Below are 17383 nucleotides of genomic sequence, written 5' to 3'. Positions count from 1 at the left end.
CGTCTCCGTTTATTCTGACGCAATTCCGGACGGCTTCACACTTTTCCTGGAATTGCTCTACTTGCCGGCTTCTTCCACCTTCTCGGCCTTATCCTCGATCGAATGGTGCAGGATCAGCGGCATCTGGCTGAAGGTGAACAACAGGGTGATCGGCATGATGCCCCAGACCTTGAAGGTAACCCAGAAGTCGGTGGAAAAATTCCGCCACACCACTTCATTGGCAAGAGCCAGGAACAGGAAGAACAGGCCCCAGCGGAAAGTCAGCTTGCGCCAGCCTTCGGCATCGAGGCGAAAGGCCGAATCGAAGACATAGCCGAGCAGCGATCGGCCGAAATACAGACCGCCGAGCAGCACGCCGCCGAACAGGGTGTTGACGATGGTCGGCTTCATCTTGATGAACACGTCGTCCTGCAGATAGAGCGTCAGCGCGCCGAAGATGAAGACGACGACGCCCGAGACCATCGGCATGATCGGCAAGGTGCGCAGCAGCAGCCAGGAGGCGATCAGCGCGACCGCCGTCGCCGCCATGAACAGGCCGGTGGCGACGAAGATCGGCCCGCCGAATTCGGCCAGGACAGGAAATTTCTGCACCAGCCAGGCGCCGCGTGCATTGGCGAAGAAGAACACCATCAGCGGCCCGAGTTCCAGCACCAGCTTGAGCAGCGGATTGACGCTTTCTTTCTTCTTTCGCGGGTCGGACGGGTCGCGTTCGAGGATGGGAGGGTTCATGACTTCCTTCTGACGCATGATCTTGTCCAAAAAAGCCTGCAGCTCTTCGGGATCGTGCTTTTTACGCTACGCCCGCGATCGCCCTGGCGAATTCGCTGGCCGAGAATGGTTCGAGGTCGTCGACCTGTTCGCCGACGCCGATGAAGTAGACCGGCAGTTTGTGCTTTGCCGCGATCGCGACCAGAATACCGCCGCGCGCCGTGCCGTCCAGCTTGGTCATCACCAGGCCGTTGACGCCGGCGACATTGCGGAAGATCTCGACCTGATTGAGCGCATTCTGGCCGGTGGTGGCGTCGACCGTCTGCAGCACGGTATGCGGCGCTTCCGGATCGAGCTTGCCCAGCACGCGCACGATCTTTTCCAGCTCCGCCATCAGTTCGGTCTTGTTTTGCAGCCGGCCGGCGGTGTCGATGATCAGCACGTCGGAGCCGGCCTCCTTGGCGCGTTCGAAAGCGTCGTAGGCGAGGCCGGCGGCATCCGCGCCTATCTTCGAGGCGATGACCGGCGACTTCGTCCTCTCGCCCCAGATCTTCAGCTGCTCGATGGCTGCAGCGCGAAACGTGTCGCCGGCGGCCAGCATCACCGACAGGCCACCATCGGTCAGTTTGGCGGCGAGCTTGCCGATGGTCGTGGTCTTGCCGGTGCCGTTGACGCCGACCACCAGAATGACATGCGGCTTGTGCGACAGGTCGAGCTCCAGCGGCATGGCGACATGGGCCAGCACCTTCTCCACCTCGGCCGCCATGATGGTGCGGACATCCGCGTCGGAGACATCCTTGCCGTAGCGGCTGGCAGCGAGGGCATCGGTGACGCGCAAGGCTGTTTCCATGCCCAGATCGGCACGGATCAGCACGTCCTCCAGATCCTGCAGCGTCTCCTCGTCGAGCTTGCGCTTGGTGAAGACGCCGGCGATGTTGCCGGTGAGTTCTTTCGAGGAGCGGGCAAGCCCGTCGCGCATGCGCTGGAACCAGGAGCGTCGCGGCGCCGGTTCGGGCGCCTTTTGCGGCTCGGCTTTCTGCTCGACCTTTTTGGTTACGGTGACTTTGCCGGGAGCTGGTTTTGACTGTGGCGAAGGTTGCGGGGCCGGCGCGGGCGCTAGCTCGGCAACGATGGTCTTGGCTTCGACCGGCGCGGGTACAGCTTCAACCGACGTGCGCTTTACCTCCCCCTTGATGGGGGAGGTCCCAAGCGAAGCTTGGGGGTGGGGGTGATTTGCGCTGGCGTCAGCGCTGTCACCCCACCCCGCCGCTTCGCGTCGACCCTCCCCACCGAGGGGAGGGTGGGGCGCCTCGTCCTTCTCCCCGTGGCTATACGGGGAGAAGGTGCCGGCAGGCGGGGCGGCGCTGACCTCTGAGGTAGGCTGTGCGGGAGGCGCGGACGGTTGCGGCACTTCGATCGGCGCTGGTGCTTCGGCCGGCTCCTCGGCAGGCGTTGGTACTTCAACGGGGGCCGGTTCCGGCTGCCTCTCCGGGCGCGCTGGTTCAACCTCCGGCTTGGCCGGTGCGGCCGGAACTTCTTGCGGCTGCGGTTCGGGCGCGGGCTTCGGAACAGCCGGCGGCGCGGGAACTTCCTCGGGCTCCGGCGGCTCGGCAGGCGTCTCAGGTTCGGGGGCTTCTTCCGGCGCGGGCTCCGGCAACGGTTCCGGCTCGGATGGGACGACCGGTTCCGGCGCGGGCGGGATGGTCGGCGCGGGTTCGGGCTTCGGTTCTTCTGGCGCCGACTGCGGCGCAGGCTTTACCTCCCCTCGATGGGGGAGGCCCCAAGCGAAGCTTGGGGGTGAGTGGCGCCGGCGTCGGCGCTCTCACCCCTCTCCGCCACTTCGTGGCGACCCTCCCCATCGAGGGGAGGGTGGGGCGTCGGCGGCTCGGGCTCCTCGCGCTTCAAGAACTCCGGAACGACCTGCTCGGCCGCCGGCTTCAGCGCCTCAAGCGCATCCCATTTGATCGGCGGCAGGGGAGCGGTTTCGTCGATGCGCTCCTCGACGCCTTCCTTCTTGCCGAACGAAAATATGTTCTTGAAAAAACCGGCCATGCTTCAATCGTCTCAGGCGGCGCGGGCAGTGAGGGGCGAGGCTATCAGGCGCGCCCCATCATGGCCGGTGATGTCTGCCTCGACGATCTCGCCCGGCGCGCCTGTGCCTAGCGCGGCAAGCGTGAACCCTTCGGTGCGGCCGAGGCCGTCGCGCTCGACCAGGATCGACTGGCGCGTTCCCGGGAGCGACGACAAATGGCGGCGATAGGCGGCCTCGCCGACGGCGCGCAGCTGGGCCGCGCGCTGCTTGACCAATTCGCGGCGGACCTGCGGCATGCGCGCGGCGGGCGTGCCTTCGCGCGGCGAAAACGGGAAGACATGCAGGTGCGTCAGCCCACATTCCTCGACGATCTTTATCGAATTCTGAAACATTTCCTCGGTCTCGGTCGGGAAGCCGGCGATGATGTCGGCGCCGAAGACGATTTCGGGGCGCAGCTTGCGCACATCCTCGCAGAAGCGGATCGACTGGTCGCGCAAATGCCTGCGCTTCATGCGCTTCAGGATCATGTCGTCACCTGATTGCAGCGACAGATGCAGATGCGGCATCAGCCTGGGCTCGGTGGCGATGGCGTCCAGCAGATCGTCGTCGGCTTCGATCGAATCGATGGAGGACAGCCGCAGCCGCTTCACGTCAGGCACCTGCTTCAGGATGGTCTTCACCAGCTTTCCCAGCTTCGGCGCGCCCGGCAGGTCGGCGCCGAAAGAGGTCATGTCGACGCCGGTCAGCACGATCTCGGCATAGCCGTTGCCGGCCAGACGCTTGACCTGCTCGACCACGGCGCCCATCGGCACCGAGCGCGAATTGCCGCGGCCGTAGGGGATGATGCAGAAGGTGCAGCGGTGGTCGCAGCCATTCTGCACCTGCACGAAAGCGCGCGCCCGGCCCTCGATGGCGTCCACCATATGACCGGCGGTCTCGCGCACCGAGAAAATGTCGTTGACGCGCGCCTTCTCGGTGTCGTTGACGCCGAAATCCGGCAGCGCGCGGTAGGAGTTGGCCTTCAGCTTCTCTTCGTTGCCAAGCACGAGGTCGACCTCGTCCATGGCGGCAAAATTCTGCGGTTCGGTTTGCGCGGCGCAGCCGGTGACGATGATGCGCGCCGCCGGATTTTCGCGGCGGGCCCTTCTGATCGACTGCCTGGCCTGGCGCACCGCTTCGGCGGTGACGGCGCAGGTGTTGAAGATAATGGCGCCGCCTTTGAGCGCGCCGAGACCTGCGCTTTCGGCCTCGCGGCGCATCACTTCGGATTCATAGGTGTTGAGACGGCAGCCAAAGGTGACGACGTCTATGCCTTGGGAGTTGGGGCCCTTGGTATCGGCAAGTGCAGACATCAGGCCGCGCTTTCGGTGTCGCGGGCCCAGGTGCCGGTCGACGGATCGAAATTGCCGGAAAACTCCCATTCGGCAGCGCCGGTCAGGATGACGTGGTCGTCGTCGCGCCATTCCACATGCAGCGAGCCGCCGCCGGGCGTCATCAGCGTAACGCTGCGGCCGGTGCGCCGGGTGCGGGCAGCGGCGACGACGGAAGCGCAAGCGGCCGAGCCGCAAGCCTTGGTCAGGCCGGCGCCGCGCTCCCAGGTGCGGATGATCATCGTCTCCGGCGACGTTACCTGGGCGATGGTGATGTTGGCGCGCTCGGGGAAGATCGGATGGTTTTCGAGCAGCGGGCCGAAACGCTCGAGTTCGTAGGACCAGACATCGTTGTCGACCCAGAAGATAGCGTGAGGGTTGCCCATCGAGAGAGCCGAAGGCGAATGCAGCACCGGCGCGTCGATGGGGCCGATCTGCAACTCGATCATGCGGGTGTCGCGGAATTCCTCGGCCAGCGGAATGTCCTGCCAGCCAAAGCGCGGAGTGCCCATGTCGACCGAGATGGTGCCGTCGGCATGTTCGACGGCGTTGAGGATGCCGGCGCGGGTCTCGAAGGTGAAAGTCTTCTGGCCGGTTTCGGCGGCCAGCGCCTGGACGACACAGCGCATGCCGTTGCCGCAGGCCTGCGCGCCCGAGCCGTCGGAATTCAAGATGTCGATGTAAAAGGCGGTGCCCGGCGTGCGCGAATCGTGGACCGCCATGATCTGGTCGAACCTGGTCGCCGCATCGGCGTTCAGCGCGACAGCCGACGCCGCCGTGACCCTATCGGCACGGCCACGCATGTCGGCGACGATGATTTCGTTGCCGATGCCGTTCATCTTGGCGAAGGGGGCAGTGCCTGCCATGATCTGAGGTAATTTCCTGTACGTTTCGCCGCTATATGGCGGAAACGGGCGGGAATTACCAGTGTGGGCTGCGTTTAGGTTACCGCGAAAACGCCGAGCACGATCAGCAGGAAGATGACGAGAACGATGCCGATCAGCACGCGCGCGCCGGTGGCGGCGGCACCGGCCAGCGCCGGCATGCCGAGCAGGCTGGCGGCGGCAGCAACGATGAGAAGAATGATGATCCATTTGATCATGGACAATGCCTCGCAAATTGACTGGCCTGCAGCCGGCTTAAGAACGCATCTGCGGCGCTCTGGTTCCGTTGCCGCGATGCTCTTTCCGACTGGGCGCGCTATTCGGCAATCTCGAAGTCGGTCGTGAAAGGCGCCGTCTTTTGCGAGTTCTCGTCGTGCATGAGGAAATCCGCGCGGTATTTGCCGGGGGAACGCCATCCAGGGAGACGTTTAATTTGAAGAACATCTCTCGGTTATGCGAGCGCGAGGCGAGCTGGACCCGGCCAAGCTTTTCGACGGTTCCCAGCTTCTCGCCCGACTGGGAAAGCACGGTAAGGTCAACGTAAAGCGCGATCTGGTTGTTGCCGAGCCCATCCGAGCCGTAGCCGTAACCGACCGGCTCCATATAAAGCACAATCTCTTCGCCCGGCTTGTAGACATGGTTCGGGCGCTCGGCGTAGGCCCCGAACCCGCTGGCCGACATGATGTGCTTCACATTTTGCACGCCAAGCGGCATCGCTTGCCACAGAGCGTCCTCGGCGCTGCGGAATTTGTCCAGCGCGCCGGCACCATCACCCGCCTGCAGTGCCTTTTCGGCTTCAGCGGCGCGATCGGTGATTTCACCCGCGAAAGCGGCCGGCGTCGAAATTACCAGCGCGATCAAAACTGCCAAGATTGATTTCATCTGTTCCCCCTGTTGCGATAGACCATCGGCTAAAACGGCAGTGCCGTAAACGGCCAAATGCAGACTTCAGCCGCGCTCGATCTCGGGAACGTCCCAAATCTCGCCCGGACGGAAGGCGCGAAACCGCTCACCCAGGCCTTGCGCCTCAAGCGCTTCAGTCAGTTTTGCGCCGGCATTTGCGCTCGACCGCCGATGCGCCGACTGCTGCGGGCTCCGGTGCCGCTTTCGCAACCAATGTACCGGTTGGAACCGCGCTAGAGCGAAGACATGCCTTTTGTGCGCCAGCCATTTTGCGACAAATTTACAACAATTCGTGGTGCAAACCCTATTTTAACCATATCGGGTTGAAATTTCGCCACCTTCTCCATCTTGGTGAGGGGTGAGATTGTGCGGACGGCTTCCCCCCAGCCGGATCCGACGGAGGTTGGAATGATTTTTTCGAGAAGCGGGCTGATGGCCGTATCGCTGGCAGCGCTCGTTGCGAGCGGCTGTTCGACCTCGCGTTTTTCATCGATGGATGACCAGCAGCCCGCCCCGCTGCAGCCGGCGCCCGCCGGCACGGTGAGCGGAAGCCAGCTGCCTCCCCCGGCAGCGCCGGGCACCACCGACCCGTCGCAATTCCCGACCGCGCCGGCAGGCGCGCAGGTCGCCTCGCTGCCGCCGGACGGATCGGCGCCGGCCGGAGCCTCCGACCTTACCGCTGCGAGCGTTGCCGGCGTTTGGAACGCCAGCGTGTCCGGACAGAGCTGCAAGGTGGCGACGCCGCAGACCAAATTCGGCGCCGGCTTCCGCGCCGGGCCGCTGCATTGCCCGCCGCCCATCGACGGCATCAAATCGTGGAACGTCGCCGGCAAGCAGCTGACGCTCTATGACGAGAATGGCGGCACGCTGGCGCGGCTCTATTCCTCGGGCGGTTCGAAATTCGACGGCCAGACTACCAACGGCTTGCCGATATCGCTTACAAGATAGGCTGCCTATCCCTAGACAGCGACGTGACCGATGCATCTGCGTGACGGCCTCCAGACCCATGCGACCGTCAGGCAGCGCTACGACCATCTGGTCGCAACCGGCGCCATCGAGCGCGATCCTGCGCAGGAGCGCATCGCCGCCGCGCTCGACCGGCTGACCGACGAGATCTCGGTCAAGCGGCTGGCGCACAAGTCGAGCGCGCTCGGTTGGCTGTTTGCCCGCAAGCGCGAGACGCGCGAGGCCGTCAAGGGCCTCTACATCCATGGCGGCGTCGGTCGCGGCAAGACCATGCTGATGGATATGTTCTTCGAGCTGTTGCCGGTCAGGCGCAAGCGCCGCGTTCATTTCAACGACTTCATGGCCGATGTGCAGGACCGCATCCAGAAGCACCGGCAGGCGCGCAAGAACGGCGATGTCAAGGAGGACGACCCGATCCCGCCGGTCGCGCTTCAGCTTGCCGAACAGGCCTGGGTGCTGTGCTTCGATGAGTTTTCGGTCACCGACATTGCCGATGCGATGGTCCTGTCGCGGCTGTTTTCGGCGCTGTTCGCCAATGGCGTGGTTCTGGTCGCCACCTCGAATGTCGCGCCGCAGGATCTTTATCGCGACGGGCTGAACCGCCAACTCTTCCTGCCCTTCATCAGCATTCTCGAGCGCCACGCCCATGTGCTGACGCTCGATGCCGACAAGGACTACCGGCTGGAAAAGCTCGCCCGCACGCCGGTTTATGTCACCCCGGCGGATGCCGAAGCCGACCGTGTGCTCGACGAGGCCTGGCAGGCGATGACGCGTGGAGCGCCGACGGCCGAGACCGCGCTGACGCTCAAGGGGCGGCAGGTGAGAATACCGGCTGCTGCCGGCAATGCGGCGCGGTTTTCCTTCGCCGACCTCTGCGAAAAGCCGCTCGGCGCGCGCGATTTTCTGGCCATTGCCGGCCGCTTCTCGACCGTCTTCATCGATCACGTGCCGGTGCTGGGCGAAGGCAAGCGCAACGAGGCCAAGCGCTTCATCCTCCTGATAGACACGCTCTACGATCATCACACGCGGCTGGTGGTAAGCGCCGACGCCTCGCCGCCTGAGCTCTATACGGCCAGGCGCGGCAACGAGGTCTTCGAATTCGAGCGCACGGCCTCGCGCCTGATCGAAATGCAGAGCCGCGACTGGCTGGAGGACTGGGCGGAACGGCAGAAGGACAACGCGGAAGCGCAGGTCTGAGGGTTCCAAGAGGTCATTATGTAGTGATCCTTCGCCCCCCTCTGTCCTGCCGGACATCTCCCCCACACGGGGGGAGATTGGCGGTTTCGGCGCTCCGCTCATTCCTGCGGCCATTGGAGATTGGCGAAAGGTCGCGTGACGTCCGATCTCCCCCCTCGTGGGGGAAATGCCTGGCAAGGCAGAGGGGGCGCTGTCCCGCCGACGCCTAAAGCTCGTACACATACATCACAAACGACCCCGCCGGCCCATGCACCTCCTTGCGCGATTCATAAAGCGCGCGCGCTGGAACATTGTCCGATTCGGTGCCGAACCAGGCTTCGCCGCATCCCTGCGCGCGGCCGAGCGCGAACATGGCGTCGAGCATCTTTCGCGCGATGCCATGGCGCTGGTAGGCGGGTGAGACGCCGACCTCGTCGACGTAGAGTTCGCTGACCTTGTCCAGGTGGCGGTGGATGACGGCAGCACACTGGCCGACGACGACGCCATCGGCCAGTGCCACAATCATCATATGACCTGAGGAGGCGAGGTAGGCGGACAGTCTGTCGGCCCGTACCAGTTCATCGAACACGTCTTCGGCGATGCGCTTCACAAGGGCGTCATCGCCTGGATATAGTCTTCTGATTTCCACGCTCATTGTGTAAACCTCTCAAGTCGGCTTACAGGCTTTGACGTTTACGTAAAACCCGATGTTTCTAACCGATTGAAATCATTCACTCGAAAATAATCGATTGAATATATTTTCCACCAGGTCTACTGGATGCCGCGAAATCTCGCTGAGATCACAGCATTCCGGCCTCTTCCTCGACGCCGTCAACCAGATCACCAGAGATTTGGGCGTCGTCACAGATAAAGGGAAAATTTCCTCACATGGCACGCAACAAGATAGCGCTCATCGGCTCCGGCATGATCGGCGGCACGCTCGCTCACATGATCGGCCTCAAGGACCTCGGCGACGTGGTGCTATTCGATATTGCCGAGGGCATCCCGCAAGGCAAGGGGCTCGATATCGCGCAGTCTTCGCCGGTCGACGGTTTTGACTCCCGGCTGACCGGCGTCAATGATTATGCCGGGATCGAGGGCGCCGATGTCTGCATCGTCACTGCCGGCGTGCCGCGCAAGCCGGGTATGAGCCGCGACGATCTGCTGGGCATCAACCTCAAGGTCATGGAACAGGTCGGCGCCGGGCTGAAGAAATACGCACCCAAGGCTTTCGTCATCTGCATCACCAACCCACTCGACGCCATGGTCTGGGCGCTGCAGAAGTTTTCCGGCCTGCCCAAGACCCATGTCGTCGGCATGGCCGGCGTGCTCGACAGCGCGCGCTTCCGCTATTTCCTGGCCGAGGAGTTCAAGGTCTCGGTCGAGGACGTCACCGCCTTCGTGCTCGGCGGCCATGGCGATTCCATGGTGCCGATGATCCGCTATTCCACGGTGTCGGGCATTCCGCTGCCGGACCTCATCAAGATGGGCTGGACCTCGAAGGAAAAGCTCGACCAGATCGTCCAGCGCACCCGTGACGGCGGCGCCGAGATCGTTGGCCTCTTGAAGACCGGCTCGGCCTTCTACGCGCCGGCGGCTTCCGCAATTTCGATGGCCGAATCCTATCTCAAGGACAAGAAGCGCGTGCTGCCTTGTGCTGCGCATCTCTCGGGCCAGTATGGCGTCAAGGGCACCTATGTCGGCGTTCCCGTTGTCATCGGCGCCGGCGGCGTCGAGCGCATCATCGAGATCGACCTCAACAAGGCCGAGCAGAAGATGTTCGACGCTTCGGTGGCGACAGTGCAGGGCCTGACCGAGGCTTGCGTCAAGATCGCCCCGCACCTCGCCTCGAAGTAATCCCCCAAAGCAGCCGATCCGGAGACCATCCAGATGAACATCCATGAATATCAAGGCAAGGCGCTGCTGAAGTCGTTTGGCGCGCCGGTGGCCGAAGGCGTGCCGGTGTTCAAGGCAAGCGAAGCGGAAGCCGCGGCACAAGCGCTTCCCGGCCCGCTCTATGTGGTGAAGAGCCAAATCCACGCCGGTGGCCGCGGCAAGGGGAAGTTCAAGGAACTGTCGCCCGACGCAAAGGGCGGCGTGCGGATGGCTAAGTCGGTTGCCGAAGTCGTTGCCAACGCCAATGAGATGCTTGGCCACACGCTGGTGACCAAGCAGACCGGCCCCGCCGGCAAGCAGGTCAACCGTCTTTATATCGAGGACGGCGCAGACATCGAGCGCGAGCTTTATCTGTCGATCCTGGTCGACCGCTCGCTCGGCCGCATCGCTTTCGTCGTCTCGACCGAGGGCGGCATGGACATTGAAGGCGTCGCCCACGACACACCGGACAAGATCATCACCCGCGCCATCGATCCGCTGGCAGGCGTGACGACCATCGACGTCGACATATTGGTGGAAGCGCTGGGACTAAACGGCGATGCCGCCAAGGATGCCGGCACGCTGTTCCCGATCCTCTACAAGGCCTTTGTCGAGAAGGACATGAGCCTGCTCGAGGTCAACCCGCTGATCGTGATGAAGAACGGCAGGCTGCGCGTGCTGGACGCCAAGGTGTCGTTCGACAACAATGCGCTGTTTCGCCATCCCGAACTGATGGAACTGCGCGACACCACCGAAGAGGACGAGAAGGAGATCGAGGCGTCGAAATACGACCTCGCCTATGTCGCGCTCGACGGCAATATCGGCTGCATGGTCAATGGCGCCGGCCTTGCCATGGCAACGATGGACATCATCAAGCTCTATGGCGCGGAACCCGCCAACTTCCTCGATGTCGGCGGCGGTGCGTCCAAGGAAAAAGTGACGGCAGCGTTCAAGATCATCACCAGGGACCCGGCGGTCGAAGGCATTTTGATCAACATCTTCGGCGGCATCATGAAGTGCGACATCATTGCCGAGGGCGTCATTGCCGCGGTCAAGGAAGTCGGCCTGAAAGTGCCGCTGGTGGTGCGCCTCGAAGGCACAAACGCCGAACTCGGCAAGAAGATCATCAACGACAGCGGCCTCAACGTCGTGTCGGCCGACGATCTCGACGACGCAGCCAAGAAGATCGTGGCGGCGGTGAAGGGCTGAAGGCGAATGCCTCCACGCAAGATAAACCTCGTCGAGGCGGCGGACGCGAAGATCACCAAGGTCTTCGATCCGCACATCGCCGGCGATGTCAATGACAGCCAGGCGAAGGTTGCCAAGTTCGGCGAGACCTTCGACTGGCATGCGCATGAGCATGAGGACGAAGCCTTCCTCGTCCTGCGCGGGCGCATCGCCATCGATTTCCGCGACGGTCCGGTCGAGCTCGGCGAGGGCGATTTCATCGTCGTGCCGCGCGGCGTCGAGCACCGGCCGCGGTCGCTGACCGCCGAGCCGGTGGTGCTGATGTTCGAACCGGCAACGACGCTCAACACCGGCAACGCCAAGAGCGACCTCACCGTCTCCGACGTGAAGCGGCTCTGATCATGAACGCGTTCTCCTCGCTCTCGGCCGATCACCAGCGCCTGCAGGCGCTGGTCGGCGCGTGGCGCGGCGAGGAAGAGGTGGCGGAAACGCAGTGGGCCGATGGCGGACCGGCGACGTCGGACGTGCTGGCAGAGCCACAGTTCGGCGGACTGTTCGTTGTCCAGCGCTATCGCCAGCGCCGCGACGGCACGGTCTCGTTCGGCTCGCACAGCGTGTTCGGCTTCGACCAGCCAAACAGGCTCTTCACCATGCACCAGTTCGACTCCATGGGTTTTGTGCCGCCCACGCCGGCCACAGGAACGTGGAACGGCGATGAGCTGGTTCTGGAGCGGTCGTCGCCGCGTGGCTCAGCACGCGTGACGTATATTTTCGACAATGTCGATGCCTACCGGATGCGACTGCATCTCAAACCTGCCGGCAGCGACAGCTGGCAAGACATGGTGAGCGGCGTCTACCGGCGCGTTTCGCCTTCCTCGATCAACGGTTTTTAGAAAAGGGCTCCGATGTCCATTCTCATCGACAAGAACACCAAGGTGCTGGTTCAGGGCCTGACCGGCAAGACCGGCACGTTCCACACCGAGCAGGCGCTGGCCTATCACGGCACCAACATGGTCGGCGGCATCCATCCCAAGAAGGGTGGCGAGACCTGGACCGGCGCCAAGGGCGAAAACCTGCCGATCTTCGCTTCCGTTGCCGAGGGCAAGGAAAAGACCGGCGCCAATGCCTCGGTGGTCTATGTGCCGCCGGCGGGCGCCGCCGAAGCCATCCTCGAAGCCATCGAAGCCGAGATCCCGCTGATCGTCTGCATCACCGAAGGCATTCCGGTGATGGACATGGTCAGGGTCAAGGCGCGGCTCGACCGCTCGACCTCGCGGCTGATCGGCCCGAACTGCCCCGGCGTGCTCACCCCCGACGAATGCAAGATCGGCATCATGCCCGGCAACATCTTCCGCAAGGGCTCGGTCGGCGTTGTTTCGCGCTCGGGAACGCTTACCTATGAGGCAGTGTTCCAGACCACCAATGTCGGCCTCGGCCAGACCACCGCCGTCGGTATCGGCGGCGACCCCGTCAAAGGCACCGAGTTCATCGATATGCTCGAAATGTTCCTCGCCGACGACGAGACCAAGTCGATCATCATGATCGGCGAGATCGGCGGTTCGGCCGAGGAAGACGCCGCGCAGTTCCTCAAGGACGAGGCCAGGCGCGGCCGCAGGAAACCGATGGCCGGCTTCATCGCCGGGCGCACCGCGCCGGCCGGTCGCACCATGGGCCATGCGGGCGCGGTCATTTCCGGAGGTAAGGGCGGCGCGGAAGACAAGATCGCGGCGATGGAATCGGCCGGCATTAAAGTATCGCCATCGCCGGCGCGTCTGGGCACGACACTGGTCGAGGCGATCAAGGCTAAGTGAGTAGCGAGTAGTGAATAGCGAATAGGGAAAAGAGAGTAACGGCGCGACCCGGGAAAATCCCTACTCGCTATTCGCTACTCCCTATTCGCTTTTGAAAAGGAGACGGAGCCAGGCTCCGCGGACAAAAATGGCAAGACAAGATCAGGCCAACGACCAATTTTCGCTCACCTCTTTCCTGTATGGCGGCAATGCCGACTATATCGGCGCGCTGTACGCGTCCTATGAGGATGATCCAGAGTCGGTAAACCCCGAATGGCAGGACTTCTTCGCCGGGCTGAAGGACGACGCCGGCGATGTGCGCAAGAACGCTAAGGGCGCTTCCTGGGCAAAGCCCTCCTGGCCGCTGCAGGCCAATGGCGAACTGGTGTCGGCGCTGGACGGCAATTGGGGCATCGTCGAGAAGCATCTGGAAAAGAAGGTCAAGGACAAGGCGGTCACCAATGGCGTCGTGCTGTCGGATGCCGACGTGCATCAGGCGACGCGCGATTCGGTGCGCGCCATCATGATGATCCGCGCCTTCCGCATGCGCGGCCATCTGCATGCCAATCTCGACCCGCTCGGCATCGCCAAGCCGCTTGAGGACTATAACGAGCTGTCGCCGGAGAATTACGGTTTCACCGCAGCCGACTACGACCGGCCGATCTTCCTCGACAATGTGCTCGGCCTCGAATTCGGCACCATCCGGCAGATGCTGGAAATTCTGACCCGCACCTATTGCTCGACGCTCGGTGTCGAGTTCATGCACATTTCCGATCCCGAGGAGAAGGCCTGGATCCAGGCGCGCATCGAGGGCGCCGACAAGGAGATTTCCTTCACCGCTACGGGGAAAAAGGCGATCCTGCAGAAGCTGGTCGAGGCCGAGGGCTTCGAGCAGTTCATCGATGTCAAGTACAAGGGTACCAAGCGCTTCGGCCTCGATGGCAGCGAAGGCCTGATCCCGGCGCTGGAGCAGATCATCAAGCGCGGCGGCCAGCTCGGCATGAAGGAGATCGTGCTCGGCATGGCGCATCGCGGCCGGCTGAACGTGCTGTCCCAGGTGATGGCCAAGCCGCACCGCGCCATCTTCCACGAATTCAAGGGCGGCTCGGCCGCTCCTGACGAGGTCGAGGGCTCGGGCGACGTCAAGTACCATCTCGGCGCCTCGTCGGACCGCGAATTCGACGGCAACAAGGTGCATCTGTCGCTGACCGCCAATCCCTCGCATCTGGAAATCGTCGATCCGGTTGTGATGGGCAAGGCGCGCGCCAAGCAGGACTATCTGTTCGGCCGCAGCCGCGAGGAGATCGTGCCGCTGGAAGAGCGCGCCAAGGTGCTGCCGCTGCTTCTGCATGGCGACGCCGCCTTTGCCGGCCAGGGCGTGATCGCCGAAATCCTCGGCCTGTCGGGCCTGCGCGGCCACCGCGTCGCCGGCACGCTGCATTTCATCATCAACAACCAGATCGGCTTCACCACCAATCCGCGCTTCTCGCGCTCGTCGCCCTATCCGTCCGACGTCGCCAAGATGATCGAGGCGCCGATCTTCCACGTCAATGGCGACGACCCTGAAGCGGTGGTGCATGCCACGAAGGTGGCGATCGAATTTCGCATGAAGTTCCACAAGCCGGTGGTGGTGGACATGTTCTGCTACCGCCGCTTCGGCCACAATGAGGGCGACGAGCCAGCCTTCACCCAGCCGATCATGTACGCCAACATCCGCAACCACAAGACGACGGTGCAGATCTATGGCGAGCGGCTGATCGCCGAGGGCCATATCAGCCAGGCCGAACTCGAAAAGATGAAGGCCGACTGGCGCGCCCATCTGGAATCCGAATGGGAAGTCGGCCAGCACTACAAGCCCAACAAGGCCGACTGGCTGGACGGCGCCTGGTCCGGCCTGCGCACCGCCGACAACCAGGACGAACAGCGTCGCGGCAAGACCGCCGTGCCGGTCAAGGTGCTGAAGGACATCGGCAAGAAACTGACCGAGGTGCCGAAGGGTTTCGAGGCGCACAAGACCATCATCCGCTTCCTCGAAAACCGCCGCCAGGCGATCGACTCCGGCGAAGGCATCGACTGGTCGACGGCCGAGGCGCTGGCCTTCGGCGCCATCCTGCTCGACGGCAATCCGATCCGGCTCTCCGGCCAGGATTCCGAACGCGGCACCTTCTCGCAGCGCCATTCCGTGCTCTACGACCAGCGCGACGAGACCCGCTACATCCCGCTCAACAATCTGTCGGCGGCGCAGGCCGGCTACGAAGTCATCAACTCGATGCTGTCGGAAGAGGCGGTGCTTGGCTTCGAATATGGCTACAGCCTGGCCGAGCCGAAGGCGCTGACGCTCTGGGAAGCGCAGTTCGGCGATTTCGCCAACGGCGCCCAGGTGGTGTTCGACCAGTTCATCTCATCGGGCGAGCGCAAGTGGCTCAGAATGTCAGGCCTGGTATGCCTGCTGCCGCATGGCTATGAAGGCCAGGGTCCGGAGCATTCTTCGGCCCGGCTCGAGCGCTTCCTGCAGCTCTGCGCCGAAGACAATATGCAAGTCGCCAACTGCACGACGCCGGCCAACTACTTCCACATACTGCGCCGGCAGCTGAAGCGCGACTTCCGCAAGCCGCTGATCCTGATGACGCCGAAGTCGCTGCTGCGCCATAAGCGGGCAGTGTCGACGCTGCCGGAGATTTCGGGCGAAAGCTCGTTCCACCGGCTTTTGTGGGACGACGCCCAGCTGTTGCAGAACCAGGCGATCAAGCTCACCAAGGATTCCAAGATCCGCCGCGTCGTGCTGTGCTCGGGCAAGGTCTATTACGACCTCTACGAGGAGCGCGAGAAGCGCGGCATCAACGATATCTATCTCCTGCGCGTCGAACAGCTCTACCCGTTCCCGGCCAAGGCGCTGATCACCGAACTGTCGCGCTTCCGCAATGCCGAGATGGTGTGGTGCCAGGAGGAACCCAAGAACATGGGCGCATGGTCGTTCATCGACCCTTATCTGGAATGGGTGCTGGCGCATATCGACGCCAAGCATCAACGGGTGCGCTATACCGGCAGGCCAGCGGCGGCATCGCCGGCGACCGGCTTGATGTCGAAGCATTTGGCGCAGCTCGCTGCCCTGCTCGAAGACGCGCTCGGCGAATAGAACAAAACCCGACGAATAGAACAGACAGAGAAGAAACGGACAGCACAATGGCTACCGAAATCCGCGTTCCCACTCTCGGCGAATCCGTCACCGAGGCGACCATCGGCAAGTGGTTCAAGAAGGTCGGCGATGCCATTGCCGTCGACGAGCCGCTGGTCGAGCTCGAAACCGACAAGGTGACGGTGGAAGTGCCTGCCGCCGCCGCCGGCACGCTTGGCGAGATCACCGCCAAGGAAGGCGAGACCGTCGGCGTCGGCGCGTTGCTGGGTTCGATCTCGGCTGGAGGCGCTGCCGCCGCCCCGGCGTCCAAGCAGGAGACCAAGCCGCAAGCTGTGTCGCAGGCGTCGAGCCCCGACGCGGCACATACGACCAAGCAGGCCGCGGCCGAGACCGCCAAGATCGCCGGCGATGCCGGGCCGGTCGAGCCGCGCACAATGCCGCCGGCGCCAGCTGCCGCGAAGCTCATCGCCGAGAACAATCTGTCGGTCGACCAGGTTTCTGGCTCGGGCAAGCGCGGCCAGGTGCTGAAGGGCGATGTGCTCGACGCGATTTCCAAGGGCGCGCCGTCGCAGCCGGCCGAAATTCCGAAGGCCGCACCGGCTCCGGTCGCGGTGCGTGCGCCGTCTTCGGGCGACGATGCGTCGCGCGAGGAGCGCGTGCGCATGACCAAATTGCGCCAGACCATTGCGCGCCGGCTCAAGGAAGCGCAGTCGACCGCCGCCATGCTGACCACCTTCAACGAGGTCGACATGTCAGCGGTGATGGCGCTCAGGACCAAGTACAAGGACATCTTCGAGAAGAAGCACGGCGTGAAGCTCGGCTTCATGGGCTTCTTCACCAAGGCGGTTACGCACGCATTGAAGGAAATCCCCTCGGTCAATGCCGAGATCGACGGCACCGACATCATCTTCAAGAACTATGCCCATATCGGCGTTGCCGTCGGCACCGAAAAGGGTCTCGTCGTGCCAGTGGTGCGCAATGCCGACCAAATGTCGATTGCCGAGATCGAGAAGGATATCGGCCGGCTGGGCATCGCCGCGCGTGACGGCAAGCTCTCGGTCGCCGACATGCAGGGTGGTACGTTCACCATCTCCAATGGCGGCGTTTACGGCTCACTGATGTCGACGCCGATCCTCAATGCGCCGCAGTCCGGCATTTTGGGCATGCACAAGATCCAGGACCGGCCGGTCGTGGTCGGCGGCCAGATCGTGATCCGGCCGATGATGTACTTGGCGCTGAGCTACGATCACCGTATCGTCGACGGCAAGGAAGCCGTGACCTTCCTGGTCCGCGTCAAGGATAGCCTGGAGGATCCCGAACGGCTGGTGCTTGATTTGTGATCGGAGCTGATCCGT

At 63.3% G+C, this 17383-nt stretch carries 17 protein-coding genes; 9 read left to right on the top strand and 8 right to left on the bottom strand.

Annotated features, from left to right (window positions below; all coding sequences use genetic code 11):
* Window positions 1-57: 57 nt before the first annotated feature.
* From NLY37_RS22300 to NLY37_RS22270, 7 genes are all read right to left on the bottom strand, one after another.
* Window positions 58-729 carry a septation protein A gene (locus tag NLY37_RS22300; RefSeq protein ID WP_023710236.1) on the bottom strand — a complete coding sequence of 224 codons (672 nt, stop codon included), beginning with the start codon at window positions 727-729 and terminating at the stop codon, window positions 58-60.
* 61 nt (window positions 730-790) lie between these two features.
* Complete coding sequence (gene ftsY / locus NLY37_RS22295; protein ID WP_502882114.1) at window positions 791-2410, bottom strand: signal recognition particle-docking protein FtsY; 1620 nt, start codon at window positions 2408-2410, stop codon at window positions 791-793.
* 53 nt (window positions 2411-2463) lie between these two features.
* Window positions 2464-2760, bottom strand: a complete 297-nt coding sequence (locus NLY37_RS22290) for a hypothetical protein (RefSeq protein ID WP_286440238.1) — start codon at window positions 2758-2760, stop codon at window positions 2464-2466.
* Window positions 2761-2772: 12 nt separating this feature from the next.
* A complete protein-coding gene (gene mtaB / locus NLY37_RS22285) occupies window positions 2773-4092 on the bottom strand; it encodes a tRNA (N(6)-L-threonylcarbamoyladenosine(37)-C(2))-methylthiotransferase MtaB (protein ID WP_023683857.1) in 1320 nt (439 codons plus the stop codon).
* Window positions 4092-4976, bottom strand: coding sequence for a diaminopimelate epimerase (gene dapF, locus NLY37_RS22280; RefSeq protein ID WP_023683858.1), 885 nt, complete (start codon window positions 4974-4976; stop codon window positions 4092-4094). The genes mtaB and dapF overlap by 1 nt, the downstream gene beginning before the upstream one ends.
* A 74-nt stretch (window positions 4977-5050) precedes the next feature.
* Window positions 5051-5212, bottom strand: a complete 162-nt coding sequence (locus NLY37_RS22275) for a DUF1328 family protein (protein WP_023683859.1) — start codon at window positions 5210-5212, stop codon at window positions 5051-5053.
* 37 nt (window positions 5213-5249) lie between these two features.
* Window positions 5250-5864: a hypothetical protein gene (locus NLY37_RS22270; protein WP_286440234.1), complete on the bottom strand. Its 615-nt coding sequence runs from the start codon at window positions 5862-5864 to the stop codon at window positions 5250-5252.
* Between the two features lie 441 nt (window positions 5865-6305).
* Here NLY37_RS22270 and NLY37_RS22265 point away from each other — a divergent pair, with 441 nt between their 5' ends.
* Together NLY37_RS22265 and zapE are read left to right on the top strand one after the other, a co-directional pair.
* Entirely contained in the window at window positions 6306-6845 is a 540-nt protein-coding gene (locus NLY37_RS22265; RefSeq protein WP_023687689.1) for a protease inhibitor Inh/omp19 family protein, read from the top strand.
* 30 nt (window positions 6846-6875) lie between these two features.
* Complete coding sequence (zapE, locus tag NLY37_RS22260) at window positions 6876-8060, top strand: cell division protein ZapE (protein WP_023683862.1); 1185 nt, start codon at window positions 6876-6878, stop codon at window positions 8058-8060.
* Window positions 8061-8265: 205 nt separating this feature from the next.
* Here zapE and NLY37_RS22255 read toward each other — a convergent pair whose 3' ends face one another.
* Entirely contained in the window at window positions 8266-8694 is a 429-nt protein-coding gene (locus NLY37_RS22255; RefSeq protein WP_023683863.1) for a GNAT family N-acetyltransferase, read from the bottom strand.
* A 233-nt stretch (window positions 8695-8927) separates the two neighbouring features.
* Between NLY37_RS22255 and mdh the strand changes: the two genes are divergently transcribed.
* The 7 genes from mdh (at window position 8928) to odhB (ending at window position 17368) form a co-directional block, all read left to right on the top strand.
* Entirely contained in the window at window positions 8928-9896 is a 969-nt protein-coding gene (mdh, locus tag NLY37_RS22250) for a malate dehydrogenase (protein ID WP_023670541.1), read from the top strand.
* 33 nt (window positions 9897-9929) lie between these two features.
* The gene (gene sucC, locus NLY37_RS22245; protein ID WP_023683864.1) at window positions 9930-11123 is read left to right on the top strand and encodes an ADP-forming succinate--CoA ligase subunit beta; all 1194 of its coding nucleotides are present in this window, start codon (window positions 9930-9932) and stop codon (window positions 11121-11123) included.
* A 6-nt stretch (window positions 11124-11129) separates the two neighbouring features.
* Window positions 11130-11501, top strand: a complete 372-nt coding sequence (locus tag NLY37_RS22240; protein ID WP_023683865.1) for a cupin domain-containing protein — start codon at window positions 11130-11132, stop codon at window positions 11499-11501.
* A gap of 2 nt (window positions 11502-11503) precedes the next feature.
* Window positions 11504-11995, top strand: coding sequence for a DUF1579 family protein (locus tag NLY37_RS22235; RefSeq protein WP_023683866.1), 492 nt, complete (start codon window positions 11504-11506; stop codon window positions 11993-11995).
* A gap of 12 nt (window positions 11996-12007) precedes the next feature.
* Window positions 12008-12913 carry a succinate--CoA ligase subunit alpha gene (sucD, locus tag NLY37_RS22230; RefSeq protein WP_023683867.1) on the top strand — a complete coding sequence of 302 codons (906 nt, stop codon included), beginning with the start codon at window positions 12008-12010 and terminating at the stop codon, window positions 12911-12913.
* Between the two features lie 127 nt (window positions 12914-13040).
* Complete coding sequence (locus NLY37_RS22225) at window positions 13041-16028, top strand: 2-oxoglutarate dehydrogenase E1 component (protein WP_023742113.1); 2988 nt, start codon at window positions 13041-13043, stop codon at window positions 16026-16028.
* A 47-nt stretch (window positions 16029-16075) separates the two neighbouring features.
* A complete protein-coding gene (gene odhB / locus NLY37_RS22220; RefSeq protein ID WP_023742114.1) occupies window positions 16076-17368 on the top strand; it encodes a 2-oxoglutarate dehydrogenase complex dihydrolipoyllysine-residue succinyltransferase in 1293 nt (430 codons plus the stop codon).
* The last annotated feature ends 15 nt before the right edge of the window (window positions 17369-17383 follow it).

It is taken from the genome of Mesorhizobium sp. C395A (genome assembly GCF_030323205.1).
Taxonomy (GTDB): Bacteria; Pseudomonadota; Alphaproteobacteria; order Rhizobiales; family Rhizobiaceae; genus Mesorhizobium.
The sequence above is the reverse complement of the archived record's forward strand: the minus strand, read 5'-3'. Positions and strand labels throughout refer to the sequence as shown.

Excerpts from the sequence above, each read along its gene's own strand:
- NLY37_RS22300 (WP_023710236.1), bottom strand. The coding sequence starts at position 729 with ATGAACCCTCCCATCCTCGAACGCGACCCGTCCGACCCGCGAAAGAAG.
- NLY37_RS22290 (WP_286440238.1), bottom strand. The coding sequence starts at position 2,760 with ATGGCCGGTTTTTTCAAGAACATATTTTCGTTCGGCAAGAAGGAAGGC.
- mtaB (WP_023683857.1), bottom strand. The coding sequence starts at position 4,092 with ATGTCTGCACTTGCCGATACCAAGGGCCCCAACTCCCAAGGCATAGAC.
- dapF (WP_023683858.1), bottom strand. The coding sequence starts at position 4,976 with ATGGCAGGCACTGCCCCCTTCGCCAAGATGAACGGCATCGGCAACGAA.
- NLY37_RS22275 (WP_023683859.1), bottom strand. The coding sequence starts at position 5,212 with ATGATCAAATGGATCATCATTCTTCTCATCGTTGCTGCCGCCGCCAGC.
- NLY37_RS22265 (WP_023687689.1), top strand. The coding sequence starts at position 6,306 with ATGATTTTTTCGAGAAGCGGGCTGATGGCCGTATCGCTGGCAGCGCTC.
- zapE (WP_023683862.1), top strand. The coding sequence starts at position 6,876 with ATGCATCTGCGTGACGGCCTCCAGACCCATGCGACCGTCAGGCAGCGC.
- NLY37_RS22255 (WP_023683863.1), bottom strand. The coding sequence starts at position 8,694 with ATGAGCGTGGAAATCAGAAGACTATATCCAGGCGATGACGCCCTTGTG.
- mdh (WP_023670541.1), top strand. The coding sequence starts at position 8,928 with ATGGCACGCAACAAGATAGCGCTCATCGGCTCCGGCATGATCGGCGGC.
- sucC (WP_023683864.1), top strand. The coding sequence starts at position 9,930 with ATGAACATCCATGAATATCAAGGCAAGGCGCTGCTGAAGTCGTTTGGC.
- NLY37_RS22240 (WP_023683865.1), top strand. The coding sequence starts at position 11,130 with ATGCCTCCACGCAAGATAAACCTCGTCGAGGCGGCGGACGCGAAGATC.
- NLY37_RS22235 (WP_023683866.1), top strand. The coding sequence starts at position 11,504 with ATGAACGCGTTCTCCTCGCTCTCGGCCGATCACCAGCGCCTGCAGGCG.
- sucD (WP_023683867.1), top strand. The coding sequence starts at position 12,008 with ATGTCCATTCTCATCGACAAGAACACCAAGGTGCTGGTTCAGGGCCTG.
- NLY37_RS22225 (WP_023742113.1), top strand. The coding sequence starts at position 13,041 with ATGGCAAGACAAGATCAGGCCAACGACCAATTTTCGCTCACCTCTTTC.
- odhB (WP_023742114.1), top strand. The coding sequence starts at position 16,076 with ATGGCTACCGAAATCCGCGTTCCCACTCTCGGCGAATCCGTCACCGAG.